The sequence below is a fragment of the Bartonella sp. ML70XJBT genome (assembly GCF_028618425.1).
Lineage (GTDB): Bacteria > Pseudomonadota > Alphaproteobacteria > Rhizobiales > Rhizobiaceae > Bartonella.
Window position 1 is genome coordinate 203,647 of sequence record NZ_JAQISX010000003.1, and the last position, 20,924, is coordinate 224,570.

Genomic DNA, 20,924 nt, shown 5'->3' on the forward strand with positions numbered 1-20,924 from the left:
TGGGTTATATTTTTTTGGGTTTTAAAACATCTGTAAGAGATATTTGCCCAGAACCAGGGTGTAGAGGTTTTTGTTGATTGGGATGAGGAGCCCAACCAGAGAGCCAGATGAAAGAAAAATGGGCACGAATACGTCCATCAGGATCGCTAAATTTTTGTGCATAGATTTCAGCAGCGCGGAGAAAAAAGCGTTTAGAGACAGGGCGCCGTGAGCGATTGATGAGGGCATTTTGCATTCCCATCGCTTTAAGATCGTGCATAAGGTCAAACATTGTATTATAACGTATTGTAATCTCTTCAACATCGGTTACAGGGAGAGCAAAACCAACACGCTGTAAAAGAGCGCCTGCATCACGAATGTCGACAAAAGGGTAGATTCTAGGGCTTGCTCCACCGTAAATTTCAATTTCAGCCTGTAAGAGACATTCACGTAATTCTTTGAGAGTACCAGCTCCTGTCATAACAGCCAGCAATAAGCCATCTGGTTTAAGAGTGTTTTTTATCTGGCTTAGAACACCAGGGGTATCATTCGTCAATTGTAATGAAAGAAGTGAAACAATAAGATCGCAGTAATTTTGAGGTAAATCAAGAAACTCTCGATGACGTAAATGAAATTTTTTATCATAGCTTTTATAAAGCGTATCGGTTTCAATACGTTCTATAGAACAAACCTTTCCAGATTTTATGAGAGCTTGCGCGGCAAGATCTGTATGGCTGTGTAAATCAAGCGCTAATGTAAAGAGGCGATCAACAGTGCTAAGACGTTGATAGAGATCTTCTGCCATGAGAGAGAGTAAAAAGTCATATCCTTTTTTTGCTTTTTGGAAGGCGCGTTTGCGGAATTGTTCAATAAGATTATGATCAAAAATTAAAGGATGGGACATATCGTGGAACACTTTTGATTTATGAAAGAATATATTTTGAAAAGGTTCATGTTTGTGCACGCTCTGTCAAGTTTATAATGTGAAATAAAAATAAGTTTATAGGAGCTTAAGAGTTTTTAAAGAAATTAAATTTATAAATTGAGGAAATACAAAGGAACTTTTGTTCTACGGGGAACTTGTAAAAGCCTAAATTTATAATGTTTTACTTTCGAGAAGCGGCTTTAAATAGCGGGGATATACTCAGTCAATTCATTGAGCGTTTTAAAACGATGCTTTATCCACCAATTTGTCCTGGATGTAAGCAAAATGTTTCTACTTACGGCACGATTTGCTCTAAATGTTGGAAAGACCTCCAATTTATTACGAAACCTTATTGTCCTGTTATGGGGACGCCTTTTGTTTGTGATATGGGGGATGGTTTTCTTAGTGGTGAAGCACTCCGTAATTCTTACCCTTTTTCACGTGTTCGCTCAGTCATTGTTCATAAAGGACTTGCACGCACTTTGGTAACGCGCTTAAAATACGGTGATCATATAGAATTGGCACCATTTATGGCCAATTGGATGATGTCTGCTGGACGTGAGGTTATTGATGAATGTGATGTTATTATTCCCATTCCATTGCATTTTCGTCGTTTTTGGAAGAGGCGTTATAATCAATCTGCTGAGCTTGCCCGTTATATTGCAGCATCACAAAAAAAGCTTTTAAAACCCGGTTGGCTTGTTCGTTCTCGACATACGCGCCCGCAGGTTAGTCTTTCTTCAAGAGAAAGAAAACGTAACGTAAAAAATGCTTTTAAGGTTTCGCATAAAGTAAAAAAATACCTCAAAGGATGTTCTATTTTACTGGTTGATGATGTATTTACAACGGGTGCAACAGTTACAGCAGCAGCTGCTGCACTAAAATATGCAGGTGCACGACGGGTTGACGTGCTAACATTTTCACGTGTTCTTAAAGAAGATTCTATTTTTCCTTCTTTTCAATAGGAACTTAAAGTGGATATTATAAAAAACACTAGGAGATTAATACTTATGAAAGAGATAATCATTTATACACGTCCTAATTGTCCTTATTGCACAAAAGCACGTGATTTGCTTGATAAAAAAGGCATAAAATATACAGATATTGATGCCTCCACATCCCTTCGTCAAGAAATGGTACAGCGCGCAAATGGACGTAATACATTTCCACAAATTTTTATAGGTGATTATCACGTTGGTGGTTGTGATGACCTTTATGCTTTAGAAGCTGAGGGAAAACTCAATTCTTTATTGCAAGATGTATAATCACTATAAATAACATACCTTTAAGACGATTACATTCTTTAAGACCGTTTTGCGAGAAGGAGATAGTTAACATCCATGTCTTTTGAGCGATTCCAGCTGTCGTTTAATGGATTATAAGTGATACCTATCTCATCAATGACAGACAGAGCGTTTTTTGATAAAAAATTTTTAAGCTCTCGAGGTTTTAGGAATTTTTTATAATCATGGGTTCCTTTAGGGAGCCAACGGAGGATATATTCAGCGCCTACAATAGCAAGCCCCCATGCTTTCCACGTGCGGTTGAGTGTTGCAACAAACATCAAGCCTTGTGGTTTTAGCATTTTTGCTGTCGCTTTTATGAAGAGATTAACATCAGCGACATGTTCAACAACTTCCATATTAAGGATAATGTCAAATTTCTCTCCTTCATTGGCGAGTGCTTCTGCTGTTGTCGTACGATAATCAATTGAAAGGTTATTTTGTGCTGCATGGATTTTTGCAACTTCAATATTCGTTTGTGCGGCGTCAACGCCTAAAACGATAGCGCCAAGACGTGCCATGGGTTCACATAACAATCCTCCTCCACAGCCAATATCAAGAATTTTCAAATTATCAAAAGGCGTCAGTGAAACAGGGTCACGATTAAACTCTAAACAGATTTTTTCTCTGATGTAAGCAAGACGTGTTGGATTAAATTGATGAAGAGGTCGAAATTTTCCTTGTGGATTCCACCATTCTTTAGCAATCCGTGAGAAGTGATCAATTTCACTTTGATCAACAGTTGTTTGTCTTTCCTCTATCATAGAGCCTTCCTTTTATTTTTAATGATCAAGTCCAGAAGATTTTATAAAAAGTCAAGAAAAATTAATATAATCATAATGAAACTTGCACAAATGATAGATATTCGTTATGTCGAGAAAATGGTTAGTTGATACAGTGTCTTATTCTCATTATCGCTTGAGATAAAAGATGTAAAGGTAAGAGTGTTATTAATGGCGCGCATTGTCATGAAATTTGGTGGAACGTCTGTTGCAAACATTGAACGTATTCATAATGTTGCACGGCATGTTAAAAGAGAGGTTGATGCAGGCAATGAGGTTGCTGTTGTAGTCTCTGCGATGGCGGGTAAAACCAATGAGCTTGTGCAGTGGACGTGTGATGCTGCGCCCGTCCATAGAGATGCTCGTGAATATGATGTTGTGGTTGCTTCTGGAGAACAGGTCACTTCAGGCTTGCTGGCTTTAACACTTCAAGCGATGGGGATCAATGCACGGTCCTGGCTTGGTTGGCAGATCCCTATTCATACAGACAATGCACATGGTCGTGCGCGTATTACTGATATTGATGGCTCTTTTTTAATAGAACGTTTTCAAGAGGGGCAGGTTGCTGTTATTGCTGGTTTTCAGGGGATGGCGCCGGATAATCGAATTTCTACCTTAGGGCGTGGGGGATCAGATACAAGTGCTGTTGCTATAGCAGCAGCTGTACAAGCTGATCGCTGTGATATTTATACAGATGTGGATGGTGTTTATACAACAGATCCACGTATAGAACCAAAGGCGCGCTGTTTACCAAAAGTAGCTTTTGAAGAAATGCTGGAAATGGCTTCTCTTGGGGCAAAAGTTTTACAGGTTCGTTCTGTTGAATTGGCCATGGTTCATAAGGTTCGTACTTTTGTACGTTCAAGTTTTGAGGATCCTGATGCATTAGGCATGGGGGATCCAATGAGTTCTTCTGGAACACTTATTTGCGATGAGGATGAAATCGTGGAACAACAAAATGTTACTGGTATTGCTTTTGCTAAAGATGAAGCACAAATTTCGCTGCGTCGGCTTGCCGATCGTCCAGGGATTTCGGCAGCAATTTTTGGTCCCTTGGCTGAAGAGTGCATTAATGTTGATATGATTGTGCAAAATACTTCTGAAGATGGCTCAAAAACCGATATGACTTTTACGGTCCCATCAGCTGATGTAGAAAAAGCTGTTGCACTTCTTGAGAAAAATCAGAAAGAAATTGGATTTGATGTTCTACAATTTGAAAGTGATCTTGCCAAAATATCTGTGATTGGTATTGGAATGCGCAGCCATGCAGGTGTTGCGGCGACAGCTTTCAAGGCTTTAGCTGAAAAGGGCATTAATATTCAAGCAATCACGACTTCTGAGATTAAGATTTCTGTTTTGATTGATAGCGCTTATACTGAACTTGCGGTGAGAACATTACATGCTGTTTATGGACTGGATAAGAGTTAAGTATTTTTAAACGCTCAGTTTCAAGAACATAAAGTTTTCATATGTATTAATGATTTGCTTTATAAGCATAATTTATATTTTTAATTTAATAAGAATAATGAATACAGTGAAATTCTTTCATTGAGAACTTTCTTATGATGAAGAAAAAACTGTTTTTGTGCATATTATAAACAAGATTAACATAGGAATAAAAATAATTTAAGAGACACCATAAAATACTTCTTATAAATTATCTAGATATAAGATAAAGGAAAAAGGAGAACTGTTTACAAGTAAGTGTTTTGAAGAGAAGAAGAATGCACCTGTGTGTTATGAAAGGAGATTTTATTTCATAATTAATAGTATAGAACTTACAGAATTTTCTTTTTAGTTGGTTCAAAATTAAAAATATTATCCTAGAAGTCAATAATTTATAAAAATTTCAAGCTCTTCCATTGAAGGGGAGGATGCTCTTAATATTATACTGCTGATATTAAGAGATAAAATCCTTATTTCTAAATAAAAAGATTTTGGATGTAAAATGATGTAAATTATATGGATGGAGAGAAAATGTATCTTAATAAAGATATTTATAATTCCATGTGGTCTCTAAAAAAATATTCTGGCTCTTTTATTGCTTTATGTGGATTCGATGGGAGTGGAAAGACAACTCAAACAAAAGAAATTTCTCATCATTACTCACAAGAAAAACATATCATACAAACTTTTCAGCCTAGTAATTGGTATAGAAATAAACCAGAGGTTAGAGGTTATTTAGAGAGTGGAAAACAGATTGATCCATTGCTTTTAGCTCTTTTAGCCGCAACAGATAGACGCAAACATACGCTTGAAATTATCGAGCCCTCTTTAACTTCATCACAAAATTTATTAATCAGTGATCGATATGTTTATTCTAGCCTTGTTTATTTCTACGCTCGAGGCCTTTCTCTTGAAAGTGTGATTCAATTAAATCAAGCTATTCCAAGACCTCAGATCACATTTTACTTTCATTTGCCTCCTGCTGTTCTTATCGAACGATTGCAAAAAAGAGATGGTTTAGCTTTAAAATACGAAGAAAAACGCTCATTTATTGAAAAAGTTTATGAAGGATATCAACTTTTATCAAAAATAGACGAACGATTTATCGTCATTGATGGCACTGCCTCTATTTCTTTAATCCATAATCAAATACGACATCATATAGACAAGACTTGTTTTGACAATAAATAAAATATACCCATTTATGAATATCATTTTAAAAATTTATCTGTGATCTATTCTCCTTTATGATCTAGTTTCTATGTGGGATCTAGAGTTTTAAAGGGTTTCTCACGATAATTTAAGAGTACTGAAAAAAATATTATATATCTTAATATTTTAATTGAGACGATTGGTAATCATTAAATTGTAACCCACTTTTTTTAAAAGTTTGAAAGAGGAAAGCTCTTCCCAAAAGATTATTAATCTCTGTTGTGATCATGATATTTTTATTCTCTTAGAGACGAATATAGCGATATAAGAACAACCTGTAGAGATATATTCCAAGCATGTTTGAGGGCAGCGAATAAGCTAAGGGCAGAGGAATAATAACAGCAACTTTTTTAGACTTTAATATTCTTATCTCTTATAAATGAAACAACAAAAAGCAATTTTAACGTTTTTATGGAGTTTTTAAAATTGCTTATTTAACCAGCAAGAACGTAAGATAAAAGTATCTTAGCAAGAAGATACATCCATTTTAAGGACTGTAGGAAAAATCTTGGTTATGCTAAAAAATCATTTCAACAAAGCAGATGATTTTTTGGTTTTATTCGAAACTATGAGAGATGTCTTTATTGCGCTTAATATAAATAAAGCCATATCCCAGACCAATAAGAGCAGATAAACCAGAGCCACAAAGGACACCAATTTTTGCAGCATCAAGCAGGATAATATCTTTAAAGGCAAGCATTGAAACAAAGATAGACATTGTAAAGCCAATTCCTGCTAAAAAACCAATAAGTAAAATACCAGACCATGTCATTTGAGGAGGAAGACGACATAATCCTGATTTTACGGCTAGATAACTAGCCGTGATAATACCAAGGGGCTTCCCAACGAAAAGACCAATGACAATACCAAGAACAATTAAGAATGATTTGTCAGAAGAAAGGTCAAAGTTTGCAAAACTTACGCCTGCATTTGCAAAGGCGAAAATTGGCATGATACCGTATGCAACCCATGGATGCAGTGCTTTTTGAACACGTGTTACTGGGGCAATCATGGCCCGTTGTCCTTTGCGCATTTTTTTCAATGCAGTTGAAATATGATGGAAATCTGTTTTTACGTTTTTTTCTTGGAGAATTTGCATAGCGTTGCTGAGCATGGTGTGTGGTGCTACAAGAGTACGGGTAGGAAAAACGGGAGTCATCATACCCAAGATTACACCAGCAAGTGATGGATGAACGCCTGTTACCAATAAACCCCACCAGATAATTGCACCAGGTAAAATGTACAGCCATGCTGATGCAAGCCCGATCCATTGAAAAAAGAGTACCAGAGCAATACCTGCTCCTGCAATTATTAAACCGCTCGGATCAATATTTGTTGAGTAGAAAAAAGCAATAATAAGAACAGCGATAATATCATCAATAATCGCTAATGATAGAAGAATGATATGAAGATTAGAAGGAATTTTTTTTCCAAGAAGAGCCAGAATACCTAAAGCAAAAGCGATATCTGTTGCTGTTGGCACAGCCCAACCGTAGATATGTCCACCGTTAGAGTTGAAGATGAAATAAATGATTGCAGGGACACAAACGCCGCCTATTGCAGCAACAATTGGTAAAATCGCTTGTTTAAAATCGGCAAGGGCACCTTCATGAATTTCGCGTCGAATTTCCATTCCTGCTACAAGAAAAAAAATAGTCATAAGGGCATCATTAACCCAGAAATGTAAATCCCATGAAAGAGTGAAATGCCCTAAATTAAAGCCAAGAGGTGTATGCCAAAAAGATTCATAGAAAGCAGCATATTGAGAATTAGCAAAAATCAGTGCAGAAGCAGCAGCGAGTAAAAGAACAATACCACTAAGAGCTTCAATATGAAGAAAACGCTCGATAGCAGAAAGCGCTTGATTGGTTACACGAGAAGCGCGATTAGGCAAACGATTTGAAGATAAATCAGACATGAACAGCTCCAAACTATCGACAATTTTATATTTCTATATTCTCTATGTATAGTGAATCTATAATGATGCTTTCTGTATCATATAAAAGCAAAAAGAGGAATAAAGTTCTCGATTTATAAACAAGCCCCTTATCTCTAAAGCCGATATGTTTAAGGCGATGCTTCATTTTTAATAGTGAGATCTACTTTGCTTAAAACCTTGGATAGATCATTTTGTAGAGCGGATTCGAGATCAACCATTGTGAGTCCTTTATTATCTTTTGCTTTTATCTTAACGATCAATGTTTGTGGATTTTTAGCAAATTCACCTAAGGATTTTGAAATTTTTTCTGCTTCGTTTTGATTTTTTAGCAACATTTTTGGGGTTTGCGTCATCATTAAATAGAAGTCGTCATAGAGTTCATTTTTAAGATCATGTTGGCCATCATCAAGGTTTTTTGCAAGATAAGAAAAAAGCTTATCAATGAAACCAGCATCCCGATATTGTATATCAATTTCATTGATACCAAGGTTTTGAGAGGTAGCAATCATGACATTTTGTTGACCAGAAAAAAGCTTTTCATCAACATCAATAATCTTAGCCGATATGTTCCCAGATCCAACGTTTTTCATATTGAAAGACATTGTATCAAGAAAGAGTATATGTTTTTTTTCATCGTAAGAAATATCAAGTTTTCCTGAAAAATCAATTTGTTCAAATCCCATCTTTTTCAAAAGTTCTAAATCTTTTTCATTCATTTTTTTAGGTAAAACGGAAAAGTTATTGAGAGAAAGAAAAAGCTTTTTGGGGATAGGATGTTTCCACAAGCTTGGTTTAAGTTGAAATGATTCAAGCGTTGCTTTCAATGGTGGGATATCAACGGTGACATTATAAACTTTGGCATCTGCTGAGGTAATGGCGAGCAGTATGTTTAGAAGGAGACCATTTTGTGCTCTTTTTTCTGCAACTTTATCATTCTTTTTTCTTGCATTAAAATAAGCTTTGATCAGTTTTTCAGGCGTTTGTTCAAGCGATTTCATCTTTAGACCAGATGTTTTAAATTGGCCGAGGAAGAAAGAGCTATTTTTTTCTGCTTCTCCAAAAATATCGACACTTATATTGTTCAGAGAAATAGGGCCAGTAACGGTTTTTCCTTGATTGAGAGCGTTATTTTTTCCGAAAATTATAGAATAGGCGTAATTGATGTCGATATCATCAGCCTTTATTGTATCACTTTTAGCCATCAGTTGCATCTGTTTATCGCCATTGACTGCGACCGTTTTAAGATCCATATTTTTAATACTAACGGAACGGATATGGCCGTTTTTAAAGTCAGAAAGCTGGAAATTCTTAACTTCAACTATTTCTGTGCGTTTATTTTCATTTTCTATAGAAAGCTGTATATTCGGGGCACTTATGGAGGCAAGATCAATACGCATCATTGATTGTAAAAGATGTGATGTGATTGTTCTGTCTTTATCTTTTAAGGAGACATTTTTAAGAGAAATTTGGGGTATTTTTACATGAATATTATTATGCTTTAAATCAACATTATAAAATGTAAAAGTTCCAGGAATAAAGGAAAGAGGAGGGCGGGCAGAAATGGCACCAATTTTCAGTGATGTACCGGCTGGAACGGGAAGTGTAACATTTTTCAAATTAACTTTACCTAGAATGCTGACTTCAGATGTTTCTGCTTTTATGGAACGACGGGCTATCTCTTGTTTTACAAAACTATCAAGATAGGGTTTTGCGATATAAAATCCACCAACAACTATAATTACCAAGATAGCAACAAATCCAATAATGCAAGTGAGCCAATATCTCAGGTTACTTTGGTACCCACTATTAAGCTTGACCATTCTTTTTTCTTTCATTTTTATCACTCTTTAGAATTGAGAGTGAAGATAAACTCTTTTAAGCAATGACAAAGGTTAAAATATAGCGTGTACCAGTTTCAACAGTCATCTACCCTCTATATTAGAGTTATTCTCATCTTTTTTGCAATATCGCTTTATCAATTTTTATCGATTTTCTTTGGATTGAGTACGTTATAGAAAAGCACGCATAATGCAAGGAGAGGTAAGTTTATGCGCATCATATTTTTAATCACTTTAAATTATCATAAAATATTCCTATGTCTGTTTTTATTTTACGGCTGTTTATAGGAATATTTAAAACATATAATGTTATGTTTTTGTTCATTATAATTTAATGGGGAGAGGTGAGTGTTATGACAGAAAATCAAATAATGGTCTTTTCAATTATTGGTTTGATGATGGTTGTTTTTATTTGGGATCGATTTCGTTATGATCTTGTCGCTATTTGTACATTATTAATAGCGTGTGCTCTTGGTCTTGTCAGTCCAAAGGAAGCTTTTAGCGGTTTTAGTAATGATATTGTTATTATTGTGGGAAGTGTGTTTGTTGTCAGTACGGCTGTATCACGATCTGGTATAATGGAATTTATTATTCAACGGATATGGCCAGATGTGAAATCGGTGCGCTTTCAATTAGCTTTTTTGGTTTTTTCTGTTGTCGTTTTATCAATGTTTGTAAAAAACATTGGTGCTTTAGCTATCATGCTTCCGATCGCTTTTCAGTTTGCTCGTCGTTCTCAAGTTTCTCCTTCTGTCTTTTTGATGCCCATGGCATTTGGTTCTTTATTGGGGGGGCTTATGACACAGATAGGAACATCTCCCAATGTTGTTATTTCAGCGATGCAAGAACGTTTAACAGGAACACCTTTTACGATGTTTGATTTTACACCAGTTGGTGCGGTTATTGCGACGGTTGGTGTCTTATACTTGGTCTGTTTTTATTGGCTTTTGCCAGTGCGTGTGCGTTCAGGTGGATCGTTTGATGATGCCATTGATATTCGTAATTATGTTGTAGAAGTGCATATTCCAATAAATTCACCCATTGTGGGAAAAAGTATTGTCGATTTGGTTAAGCCATCAAGTGGTGATGTTATGGTGATTCAAATCATCAGAAATAAAATATCTATTTCACCACTACCAGATTTTGTTTTGTCTGAAAACGATATTGTTTTGTTGGAAGGATCGCATACAGGAATAGATAGTGTGATGAACTCTGCACGTTTAGAGTTTTCTAAGGAGCGAACTCTTTCTACAGGAGATAAGGATAGTGACATTGATATTATTGAAGCGGTCATCACGCATAACTCGCCTCTTATTGGCATTAGTGCGAAAGAGTTTTCACTCTTTGATCACTATAATGTCAATTTGCTTGCTTTAAGTCGTCAACATGAAAGGGTGCGGGCAAGACTTGATGATATTATCTTTCATCTTGGAGATGTGATTGTTTTACAAGGACAAGATGCGGTTATTCCAAATTTATTAAGGGGATTGAAATGCTTGCCCTTAGCAAAACGAAATATTGTGTTTGGAAATTTACGGCATGGTTTTATATCTTTAGCCATTTTATTTATAGCCATTATTTTTACAGCTTTTCATATTGTTCCAGTTGCTTTTTCGTTTTTTTCTGCTGCTGCTGCAATGATTATTTTTCGCATTTTACCCGCGCGTGATCTCTATCAGGCATTAGATGGTCCAATATTAGTCCTATTAGCGGCTCTTATTCCAGTGAGTGAAGCGTTAGAGAGAACGGGATGTACAGATCTCATTGGTCAATGGTTGAGTCAACTGGCAATATTTTTTCCGCCATCTGGAGCTTTAGCACTGATGTTGGTGACAGCCATGTTGGTCACGCCATTTTTGAATAATGCCGCAACGGTTATGATGGTTGCACCCATCGCGTCAAGTTTTGCTCATTCTCTTCATTATAAACCTGAAGCTTTTTTGATGGCTGTTGCCATTGGTGCGGGGTGTGAATTTCTTACTCCTATTGGACATCAAAGCAATATGCTCGTTATGGCGCCAGGAGGATATCGTTTTAGTGATTATCCACGTTTGGGGGCTCCCTTAGCGGTGTTGATCATTATTGTTGCCGTTCCCATGCTTATGTGGGTTTGGCCATTACAATAGGATATTTTTTGAAAGCTTTAAGGATCGATTCCAAAGGATTATTAATCGTATGAAGATAAGTTGAAGGGATATATTTTGTATAAAAATTTTTACTTGAAGCTTGGGGAGCGTACTTTATAATAATGCTCCAGTATTTTTTCTCCTGAGTCAAAATTTGTTTACTTGATTTAGAGAGGGAGATTTAGCTGTAGTTTTTTGTAAAGAGTTTGCATGTTTAATGCCATTCTATAACCGAAGACAAGGAATTGGTTGTTTTAAAGAACTTTAAAAGATTGTATTTGGTATACATTGAATTAAAAAAGAATGGTTAACATTATCGACAAGCATGCATGACATTACGGTTATGATCTTTTTTATAAATTCAAGTTATATAAAAATTGTCATATGAAACAAAAGGATATTTACAACATTTTTAATTGATACAGTTGAAAAAAGCTAATTGATTGGAATACATATTGCTTTGAAATGAATAAACGGGGCAATTTAAAGGTTTTTCGTGAATGAGGGCTACCATCTTTGTTTATTTATGCGTAAAAGTGTAGAAAGTAAATTGTTTTACAAGGTATGTTATATGTCGTATGATAGTTTTATTGCTGAAGTTAATGCAGAGTTTCGTCAGGAAAAGGCGCTTGCTTTTTGGAGACGGTATGGTTTTTTAATTATTGGGGCCGCTCTTCTTTTCATCCTCATGATAATTGTTTATCAAATTTATCATCATGCGCAAATAAAGAAAGCCAGCCATATTGGTGATGCATTTGTAAGAAGCCTTAATTTTGCGGATACACGTCATTTTGATAAGGCGATAAAGCAATTGAAGGATATTAAAGACTCTAATTTTGGAGGGTATCCTTTTCTTGCCCGTTTGCGGGAGGCTTCTTTACGCATGGAGCAAGGTGATCTTATCAAGTCGGTGGAGATTTTTGATTCTGTTGCAGCGGATGAGAAAGCACCGCAGATTTTACGGAAAGTTGCAAAAATTCGAGCGGCCTATGTTTTAGTTGATACAGGGACCTTGGAGGATGTCGAAAAGCGCGTTAAAGATATGACAAGTGATATTGATCCTATGCGTATGTCCGCACGAGAGGCTTTAGGCTTAGCTGCTTATAAAGCAGGGAAGATTGATGAGGCCGTTGACTATTTTCAGAAAATTTCTGCGGAAGGTATGCTGAGATCAAAAATAACAGATCGGGCTCGAATGATGCTTGAGCTTATGCAAGCTGAGGGCAAGGCAAATAAGGAATAAATCGATGAGCCTTACCATTGCTATCGTTGGTCGCCCCAATGTTGGGAAATCAACACTTTTTAATCGTTTGGTTGGGCAAAAGTTGGCTTTGGTTGATGATAAGCCGGGTGTAACACGTGATCGGCGTATTCATACGGCAAAACTTCAAGATCTACGTTTTGATGTAATTGATACGGCTGGGCTGGAAGAAGCAGGGGATCATACCCTTGAGGGGCGTATGCGTTCTCACACAAAAGCTGCGATTGATGAAGCAAATCTTATTTTATTCGTATTTGATGCAAAGAGCGGAATAACACCGAGTGATTTGAATTTTGCTTCACTGGTTCGCAAGTCAGGAAAACCGATTGTGCTCGTTGCCAATAAGTCTGAGTCAAAAGCGGCAACAGGAGGAGAGTATGAGGCGTGGTCATTAGGTTTGGGAGAGCCGTGTCTCATATCGGCTGAACATGGTTTGGGACTTAGCGATCTTCGTGATGCCATTATAGAGGCTGTTGGGCCAGAGTGCGCTTTTGGCAACAACACAGAAGAAAATATGACGATACAGCCAGCCTCTCTTGGTAATGATGTAAATAATTCGGAAGAAGAGGGGCTTATTTACGATGAAAGCAAGCCTATTCGGATTGCTATTGCGGGGCGTCCCAATACAGGAAAATCTACGCTTATCAATAGTATGTTGAAGCAAGATCGGTTGTTAACAGGACCAGAAGCAGGGTTGACCCGCGATTCTATTTCTGTCGATTGGGAATGGGGTGGTCGTCATATTAAACTTTTTGATACTGCAGGTTTACGTCGAAAATCAAAAATTCAAGAAAAATTAGAAAAACTATCGGTCGCTGATACTTTACGCGCTATTCGTTTTGCAGAAGTGGTGGTCATTGTTTTTGATGCAACGATACCTTTTGAGAAGCAGGATTTACAAATTGCTGATCTTGTGATTCGTGAAGGGCGTGTTCCAGTTATTGCTTTCAATAAGTGGGACCTTATTGAAAATAATCAGACCACATTGATTGATTTGCATGAAAAATGTGCGCGATTTCTTCCTCAAGTTCGCGGTTTGAGAGCTGTTCCTTTATCAGGACAATATAGTCAAGGAATTGATAAACTCATGGAAAATGTCATGATGATGCACCGGGTATGGAATCGTCGCATTTCTACAGCTAAATTGAATCAATGGCTTGAAACTGTCGTAGCACATCATCCACCACCGGCGGTTTCAGGACGTCGGCTTAAGATTAAATATATCACACAGGTGAAAACACGTCCTCCCGGATTTATGATTTCTTGCTCACGGCCCCAAGTCATGCCCCAGTCGTATTTGCGTTATCTTGTCAATGGATTACGTGAAGCATTTGATATGCCTGGTATACCAATGCGCCTATCATTAAGAGCTTCTGATAATCCTTTTGCGACACGTTCTAAAAAGAAATGATAGCTCTTTATTTTAAAGTGAATGAAGTCTATACAACCTTAAAAATAAGCCTTTTCATAATTTATAGTGTTCTAAACATCGAAAGTGAAATGATAATTTCAACAGACAATCATCTTCTTTTCATAAAAGAAAGAAAAAAATCTTTATTTTAATCTATTGATAAATCAATAGTCATTTATCATTGCGTGCTATAGAGCTTTCTCGTTTTAATTATCTCTTGATAAAGACTCTAGTATATTTATGTAAAAATAGAGGTAATCAGAAAGAAATAATAGTAGTTATGCTTATTTGTAAAGAAGCATTAAGTTATCTTTTTATAAAACTAAAGGGTATTCACGAGCGCTTTTTCTAGAGATTTTTTTTAATAAAAAGTAAAAATATCTGCTAAATCTAACAATATTCACTTCTAAAGTGTGGAATTCAAAAAGTGGATTAAAATTGTATAAAACGGTATAGCAATCGTATTCAAGTTTTATTGTATCCTATTTAAATTTGTAATTCATTATATCGCGGATTTAAAGAAAAATCTCTTTATGCTTCTAGTCCCATTTCATAAGAGTGCCTGTAAATAGGTATAACATAAAACATCTATAGAATAGGGTCATACACAATCCGTTGAGCATTTTTATTTAAACAAAAATGCAAGTTTACTTGAAAAAAAGCATAAGTGAATGCTTTCATATTATTTTCAGCTTTCAATGGTATATCAATTTTACTTTTACCAACTGTCGCTTTGAAAGAGAGCATAAAAGGTAATTTTTTAAGTACACATCAATCCTTCTTGTGATATACAAAAACAGTTTTGATTACTTCAACATGAATACGTGAAGTATCTTATCAGGGTTCTTATTCAAGTCAAAAATTATAAACGTTTCTTATAAATCAATATGTTTTGCTTAAAAGATGCAAGAGTTCCATTAGCATCGATTTTCCTTAACATATGATGGGTAAGGCCTATGCAATTGATTCACATTCAATAAAAATAAATATGTATTTAGTCTGTTATTTTACCACGAATAAGACATCAGTTATGTTTTTGCTATTATTTACAGGATATGAGGAAAAAATATGATTTTGGCAGAAAACAAGACAGCATTTCATTTGTTTGCAAGCTAGAATGATGATACACTAATGTGTTAACGTTTAGTGTTATAAATTTTATAATCTGTTGATTTATCATAATAATTCATCACTTTTTATATTTACTTAAGAACGGCAAAAATTATAAGATTCTTTAAATTTCAAACATGTTCATATTGAATTAATTAAAATAATGTTCTTACCATCATAAGTAGGTTTGATGTGTGAGTAAAAATGATTTTAAAAAACAAATGTCTTTTATGCTTTTTAAAAGATTTGGGCTATTGCAACATTGGAGTTAACAAAGTGTATAATGATGCTGTGTTGTCGCTTCAGTATAAAGATAGTGGACTTATGAGTTTTATTATATTATTCACAGAAGCTTTTATGTATTCTTAGGAGATATTATGAAATTGGTTTGGGGATTTTAAGAAATGTCTTAAAAAAAGCATGTGAATTGAAAAATATGTTATTTAGGCGGTAAAATTTATACGATAATTGGTGATAGATTTCTTTTAGTGTCTTGACGAATAAATTCGGGAACAATATGATGCACACGGTTTTATGAGATGCATTTTTACTTTGCTTTTTGATGAAGGAGCCAATGATGGCGATGGGCGAGAAACCCGTTATAAGTCGCAAGGAGGCTGAAGAGAAAAAGCAAAGAGAGTGTTTTCATTCAGAGGACTTGGAATGTCGTAGTAAGAACTTAGGCGTAGCTTTAGTGCGCAAGCAAGCATTAAGGACGCGTGAGCATAAGGATAGACGGGACAAATCACAAGGACGGATGGCGGATGCAATTAAGCTTTCCAGTGAATTTCTGGCAAGTGTTATTGTCGGTATTGTTTTGGGGGTAGGGTTTGATAAGTTAGCAGGTTCATGGCCGTGGGGATTGGTGTTTTTTCTCTTTCTTGGATTTGCTGCTGGTGTATTGAGTATTCTTCGTTCTGTGGGGTATGTTTCCTCCAGTCGATTGGAACAAAAAGGCGTATTGCGCCAAGATGAACACAATAAAGAGGCCAGTGAGAGGTCCGATAAATGAGGTTGAAGTGACAGCACACGCTCCAGATCCTATTCATCAGTTTGAGATTTCACGACTGATTAAGATTTCCATAGGAAATATGGATTTATCATTTACAAATGTATCATTGTTTACAGTCATTACGGTTGTTATAACCTCTGTTTTTCTCTTTATTTCATCATCAAGCCGTGGATTGGTTCCAACGCGGATGCAATCTCTTTCAGAAATGGCCTATGAGTTTGTAGCGTCGACTCTGCGAGAATCATCTGGTGTGCAGGGAATGCAATTTTTCCCTTTAGTTTTTTCTCTGTTTACTTTTATTTTGGTTGCTAACTTTATTGGTCTTTTCCCCTATTTTTATACGGTGACTTCACAGATCATGATCACGTTTTCGTTGGCAATGGTGGTTATTTTGACGGTGATTGGTTATGGTTTTTATAAGCATGGAGTTAGTTTTTTGAAACTATTTGTTCCCAGTGGGGTTCCTATCGTCGTTTTGCCGCTCGTGACAATGATTGAGATTATTTCTTTTCTCTCCCGCCCCATCAGCCTTTCGCTTCGTCTTTTTGCGAATATGCTTGCTGGTCATATTACGCTCAAAGTGTTTTCAGGGTTTGTTGTTTCAATGATTGGGGTAGGAGTTGTAGGTGTTGGTGGTTCAGTTTTGCCCCTTATTATGACTGTAGCGATTACGGCTCTTGAGTTTTTGGTTGCATTTCTTCAAGCTTACGTCTTTACAGTTTTAACATGTATGTATCTTAATGATGCAATTCATCCAGGACATTAATAAATTGGCGGTTTTCCGTCGAATAGTGCAATTTCGCTTTAAAGGAGAATAATATGGAAATGGTGCTTGCAGCAAAATATATTGGCGCTGGTCTTGCTTGCTTTGGTATGGCTGGAACAGCTTTAGGGCTTGGTAATATTTTTGGAAGCTATCTTTCTGGTGCATTACGTAATCCATCAGCCGCGGATAGTCAGTTTGGACGTCTCGTCTTTGGTTTTGCTGTGACAGAAGCTTTGGGTATTTTTTCATTGCTCATTGCTTTATTACTTCTTTTTGGGGTTTAATCATTATCAAAAGGGTATATTTGTTCTCACTATGAGAAAAGATTTACCCTTTTAGCTCTCAATCAGAGAATTTTTTGTCAATTATCATTGGTTGGAGAGGGTTTAAGCTGTTTAGAGGATGAAAGAAGATGTTTGTTTCCAGCGCTTATGCACAGAATACTGAAACGTCGATAGAACATATCAAGAAAGTGGCAGAGCATGCAAATCGCGTGTTTCCGCCTTTTGATTTTGTTCATTTTAGTTCGCATTTTTTCTGGTTGGCAATTTCTTTCGGACTTTTTTATCTGTTTATCTCTCGTGTGATTGCACCGCGTATTGGGGGTGTTATTGAAACACGTCGAGATCGAATTGCATCTGATTTAGATCAGGCAATGCGCATGAAGCAGGAAGCAGATACTGTTGTTGAAACTTATGAGCGTGAATTAGCAGAAGCGCGTTTGAAAGCTCATACCATAGCACAAGCTGCTGGTGAAGAATTAAAACAAAAGGCGGAGCTTGAACGGAAAGAAGTTGAAGAGCGTTTAGAGAAAAAGCTTGCAGATGCTGAAAAACAGATAGCGAAAATTCGTGATAAAGCTATGCAAAATGTTGGTTCTATCGCTGAAGAAGTCGCCCTTGAAATTGTAAAAAAATTGATTGATGCTGATATCAGCAAAGAGGCTGTTCGTTCAGTTGTTAAAACTGCGGATTATTGAGGAAGACAAAGATGAGTGATACTTTTTGGGCTTTTGTTGGGTTAGTTCTTTTTTTAGCTCTTTTAGTCTATTTCGAGATTCCACAGAAAGTTTTACATCATCTCGATGCACGCGCGAAGCGTATCAAAGATGAGCTGGATGAGGCTCTGCGTCTTCGTGAAGAGGCACAGGAAATATTAGCTGAATATCAACGCAAGCACGCGGAAGCAGAAAAAGATGCGCAGGAAATTATTGCAGCAGCAAAGCATGAAGTTGAATCCGTTATTGCTGAGGCTCGTACAAAAGCGGAAGAATATGTAAAAAACCGCAATAAATTAGCTGAGCAAAAAATTGCTCAGGCAGAAGCGGACGCAATCCGCATGGTTTCTTCATCGGCTATCGATTTGGCAATTTCTACAGCACGTATTCTTATTGCAAAGGAATTAGATTCTAATAGGGCAAATGAACTCCTTAAAGAAGCTCTTTCTAAGGAATCATTGAACAAAATGAAGACATATCTTAATTAATGGCAATTTTAGAGATAAAAAACTGCTTTTTTAGGTGCATGATTTTTTCTATATCCAATTCTTTATCTATTATGTGGTTATGCTAATCTTACTGAATAAAAAACATAAGAATCAATGAGTTATTATATAAATAAAGGAATAGTTGTGTCTTGATTTTATTATGTTTTTTTGCCTCTATCTCTAATTTTTGGGAGCTTTTTTATCGCTTCAAGAGCTAGCCTTTTGCGATCTGCGCTCTTTGTATAAAGAGATGCCATTTGGTCTTCTGTCCAGCCAAAAATTGCTTTCAATTGTGATACTGTTGCACCGGAATTAGCGGCGCGTGTTGCTGCTAATTTTCGCAAACCGTGTGCTGATTTGTTAATACCAGCTTGTGTACATGCTTTATAAAATACACCTCCAAAACTAGTTTTAGCTATTTTTCTTCTATGTTTACCACAAATAAATGTTTCTTCTCCAATAGGACCAGCTTCAAGTGTTTTGGCTAATTCTGGTAAAATAGGCAGAAAAACATCTGTTTGGAATTTACTTTTCTCTGTTTTGAGATGGATAATATTATTTTTTACATCTTTCCAGCCAATGCGAACGGCATCACCACGACGCAAACCCGTATATAAGAGGACATCAATCCAGACACGTTCATGGGTACCATGATGCCATTTTTGATAATATTTCTCAACATCTTCTTTTGTCCAAGCAGCAAATCCATCTTTATTGCTAAGAGCTGGTCTTTTGACGCCTAAAGTTGGATTAGTTTCCAAAAGACCTTGTTCAATTGCCCAATTAAAGAGCCCATTAAGTATTTTCAGAAATTCTCTAGCCATTGCTGGCGTTTCTTTACGCCGTTCAACACCAGCTATAATATGTTTTTTTTCAATTACTTGGTATGGAATGTTTCCTATGGAGTCGCATACCTTCATAAGGATGCGTTCTCTATTTTTTTGGGTAACTTTAGCAAGGCTATGCCAATTAGAGCTGTTTAGATACTGTTTAAGCAGCCATGCGAATGAACCTTCAACAAGTTTACCGGTTTTGGATTTAGGAAGTATAAGCCCTTGTAATTCGGCAAGCGCATTTTTGTAATTGTCAGCAAACTCTTGCGTTCCATAAGTTCCGCGTATTCTAATACGTTTTCCATGACCAATACGGACATACCATACAATTTTACCATGTTGTGTAATTTGTTTAACAAGATGAGGGGGGCGTGGTTTTGGCATGGTATTTTACATCTTAAGATAACACATGATTTATAATGATAATCTAGCGTTATTCATATTGAATGAGAGTCTCGAATAACGTAAGATTCTCTCATTTCAAATCTGTTTATGTTGCATCAATTAAAATCACTCATTTGCACGTCACAAGCGGGATGAATGTATGGATAAAATTTGTATAAGAAAGGATTAAAAAATGGCTCTTATGAACCGTCTTAATGCAAGGTCTGTCGCAACATTGGGGGCTGGCAAATAGTGTGATGGTGCCGGCTTGCTTCTTCATAAGCGTAAAGATGGCGGTGCTCAATGGCTTTATCGTTATACCATTTACGGGCGCCGCAGTGAAATGGGCTTGGGTGCTTTAAGAGATGTCTCTTTAAAACAAGCCCGTGAATTGGCAACGGGGTGGCGCTCTGTTCTTCGTGAAGGGCGTGACCCCATTAAAGAACGCGATAAACAAAAGCGTGAAGCAATAAGCAATCTCCATTATTTAAAAGATATTGCTCTAGATGCTTTTGAAAGTCGTAAAGCTGAATTAAAAGGAGAGGGTAAAAATGGGGATTGGTTTTCACCTTTACAACTTCATATTCTCCCTAAATTAGGTTGCCTCCCCGTTTCAGAGATTACACAAACAGAGATACGCAACACGCTTGCCCCTATTTGGCATACAAAAGCTGCAACAGCAAAAAAAACACTGAATCGTCTTAATATATGTCTTAAACATGCGGCTGCCTTAGGTTTGGATGTTGATTTACAAGCAGTAACAAAAGCACGCGCTCTCTTAGGTAAACAACGTCATAAGGTCACTAATAGACCAGCCATGGATTGGAAAGAAGTGCCGGCTTTTTATCAGTCACTCTGTAAAACACAAAACATAACACGACTAGCTTTGCGTTTGCTTATCCTTACAGGCGTTCGTACCAATTCCTTGTGTCATATGCATAAAGATCAAGTTGAGGGGGATATATGGACAATTCCTGCTGAGAATATGAAAGGAAAGCGTGATACAACAAAAGAATTTCGCGTTCCTTTATCATCAGAGGCATTAGAAATCTTAAAACAAGCGCGTCCGCTTTCTCGTAATGACTTCTTTTTTTCTGCAACCGGTCGGGGTCCCCTTAGTGATAAATGTATG

At 36.5% G+C, this 20,924-nt stretch carries 18 protein-coding genes; 13 read left to right on the forward strand and 5 right to left on the reverse strand.

The genetic code is table 11. The features are described from left to right. Positions 1–4: 4 nt before the first annotated feature. On the reverse strand, positions 5–883 hold the full coding sequence (locus PVV65_RS02675; protein ID WP_273754818.1) for a methyltransferase domain-containing protein: 879 nt from the start codon (positions 881–883) through the stop codon (positions 5–7). Between the two features lie 197 nt (positions 884–1,080). Between PVV65_RS02675 and PVV65_RS02680 the strand changes: the two genes are divergently transcribed. Together PVV65_RS02680 and grxC are read left to right on the forward strand one after the other, a co-directional pair. Next, positions 1,081–1,869, forward strand: coding sequence for a ComF family protein (locus PVV65_RS02680; protein ID WP_273789114.1), 789 nt, complete (start codon positions 1,081–1,083; stop codon positions 1,867–1,869). 45 nt (positions 1,870–1,914) lie between these two features. Beyond that, positions 1,915–2,169, forward strand: coding sequence for a glutaredoxin 3 (gene grxC, locus PVV65_RS02685; protein WP_273754816.1), 255 nt, complete (start codon positions 1,915–1,917; stop codon positions 2,167–2,169). A gap of 38 nt (positions 2,170–2,207) precedes the next feature. Here the strand turns inward: grxC and ubiG are convergent, their stop codons facing one another. Then, positions 2,208–2,951, reverse strand: coding sequence for a bifunctional 2-polyprenyl-6-hydroxyphenol methylase/3-demethylubiquinol 3-O-methyltransferase UbiG (gene ubiG, locus PVV65_RS02690; protein ID WP_273754815.1), 744 nt, complete (start codon positions 2,949–2,951; stop codon positions 2,208–2,210). 189 nt (positions 2,952–3,140) lie between these two features. Here ubiG and PVV65_RS02695 point away from each other — a divergent pair, with 189 nt between their 5' ends. Both PVV65_RS02695 and tmk read left to right on the forward strand, forming a co-directional pair. Continuing rightward, complete coding sequence (locus tag PVV65_RS02695) at positions 3,141–4,397, forward strand: aspartate kinase (RefSeq protein ID WP_273754814.1); 1,257 nt, start codon at positions 3,141–3,143, stop codon at positions 4,395–4,397. Positions 4,398–4,946: 549 nt separating this feature from the next. Beyond that, entirely contained in the window at positions 4,947–5,606 is a 660-nt protein-coding gene (gene tmk, locus PVV65_RS02700) for a dTMP kinase (protein WP_273789115.1), read from the forward strand. Positions 5,607–6,183: 577 nt separating this feature from the next. On the opposite strand, the gene nhaA is transcribed toward tmk, so the two are convergent. Both nhaA and PVV65_RS02710 read right to left on the reverse strand, forming a co-directional pair. Next, positions 6,184–7,545: a Na+/H+ antiporter NhaA gene (gene nhaA / locus PVV65_RS02705; RefSeq protein ID WP_273754812.1), complete on the reverse strand. Its 1,362-nt coding sequence runs from the start codon at positions 7,543–7,545 to the stop codon at positions 6,184–6,186. A gap of 149 nt (positions 7,546–7,694) precedes the next feature. Next, entirely contained in the window at positions 7,695–9,401 is a 1,707-nt protein-coding gene (locus tag PVV65_RS02710; protein ID WP_273754811.1) for a hypothetical protein, read from the reverse strand. A 356-nt stretch (positions 9,402–9,757) separates the two neighbouring features. Between PVV65_RS02710 and PVV65_RS02715 the strand changes: the two genes are divergently transcribed. The 8 genes from PVV65_RS02715 (at position 9,758) to PVV65_RS02750 (ending at position 18,575) form a co-directional block, all read left to right on the forward strand. Next, positions 9,758–11,530, forward strand: a complete 1,773-nt coding sequence (locus PVV65_RS02715; RefSeq protein WP_273789116.1) for an SLC13 family permease — start codon at positions 9,758–9,760, stop codon at positions 11,528–11,530. A 571-nt stretch (positions 11,531–12,101) separates the two neighbouring features. Further along, positions 12,102–12,773: a tetratricopeptide repeat protein gene (locus PVV65_RS02720; RefSeq protein ID WP_273789117.1), complete on the forward strand. Its 672-nt coding sequence runs from the start codon at positions 12,102–12,104 to the stop codon at positions 12,771–12,773. A 4-nt stretch (positions 12,774–12,777) separates the two neighbouring features. Next, a complete protein-coding gene (gene der / locus PVV65_RS02725; RefSeq protein WP_273789118.1) occupies positions 12,778–14,202 on the forward strand; it encodes a ribosome biogenesis GTPase Der in 1,425 nt (474 codons plus the stop codon). A 1,687-nt stretch (positions 14,203–15,889) separates the two neighbouring features. Continuing rightward, positions 15,890–16,324 carry an AtpZ/AtpI family protein gene (locus tag PVV65_RS02730; protein WP_273789119.1) on the forward strand — a complete coding sequence of 145 codons (435 nt, stop codon included), beginning with the start codon at positions 15,890–15,892 and terminating at the stop codon, positions 16,322–16,324. Positions 16,325–16,331: 7 nt separating this feature from the next. Beyond that, positions 16,332–17,090, forward strand: coding sequence for a F0F1 ATP synthase subunit A (locus tag PVV65_RS02735; RefSeq protein WP_273789126.1), 759 nt, complete (start codon positions 16,332–16,334; stop codon positions 17,088–17,090). 53 nt (positions 17,091–17,143) lie between these two features. Continuing rightward, a complete protein-coding gene (locus tag PVV65_RS02740) occupies positions 17,144–17,374 on the forward strand; it encodes a F0F1 ATP synthase subunit C (protein ID WP_005773968.1) in 231 nt (76 codons plus the stop codon). Positions 17,375–17,502: 128 nt separating this feature from the next. Beyond that, positions 17,503–18,069 (forward strand): F0F1 ATP synthase subunit B, encoded by a 567-nt coding sequence (locus tag PVV65_RS02745; protein ID WP_273789120.1) that lies wholly within the window; start codon positions 17,503–17,505, stop codon positions 18,067–18,069. Between the two features lie 11 nt (positions 18,070–18,080). Further along, the gene (locus tag PVV65_RS02750; protein ID WP_273789121.1) at positions 18,081–18,575 is read left to right on the forward strand and encodes a F0F1 ATP synthase subunit B; all 495 of its coding nucleotides are present in this window, start codon (positions 18,081–18,083) and stop codon (positions 18,573–18,575) included. Between the two features lie 158 nt (positions 18,576–18,733). Here PVV65_RS02750 and PVV65_RS02755 read toward each other — a convergent pair whose 3' ends face one another. Beyond that, positions 18,734–19,792 (reverse strand): tyrosine-type recombinase/integrase, encoded by a 1,059-nt coding sequence (locus PVV65_RS02755; protein ID WP_273789122.1) that lies wholly within the window; start codon positions 19,790–19,792, stop codon positions 18,734–18,736. A gap of 268 nt (positions 19,793–20,060) precedes the next feature. On the opposite strand from PVV65_RS02755, the gene PVV65_RS02760 reads away from it, so the two are divergent. Then, the coding region (locus PVV65_RS02760) for an integrase arm-type DNA-binding domain-containing protein (RefSeq protein ID WP_273789123.1) at positions 20,061–20,924 on the forward strand (864 nt) is incomplete at its 3' end.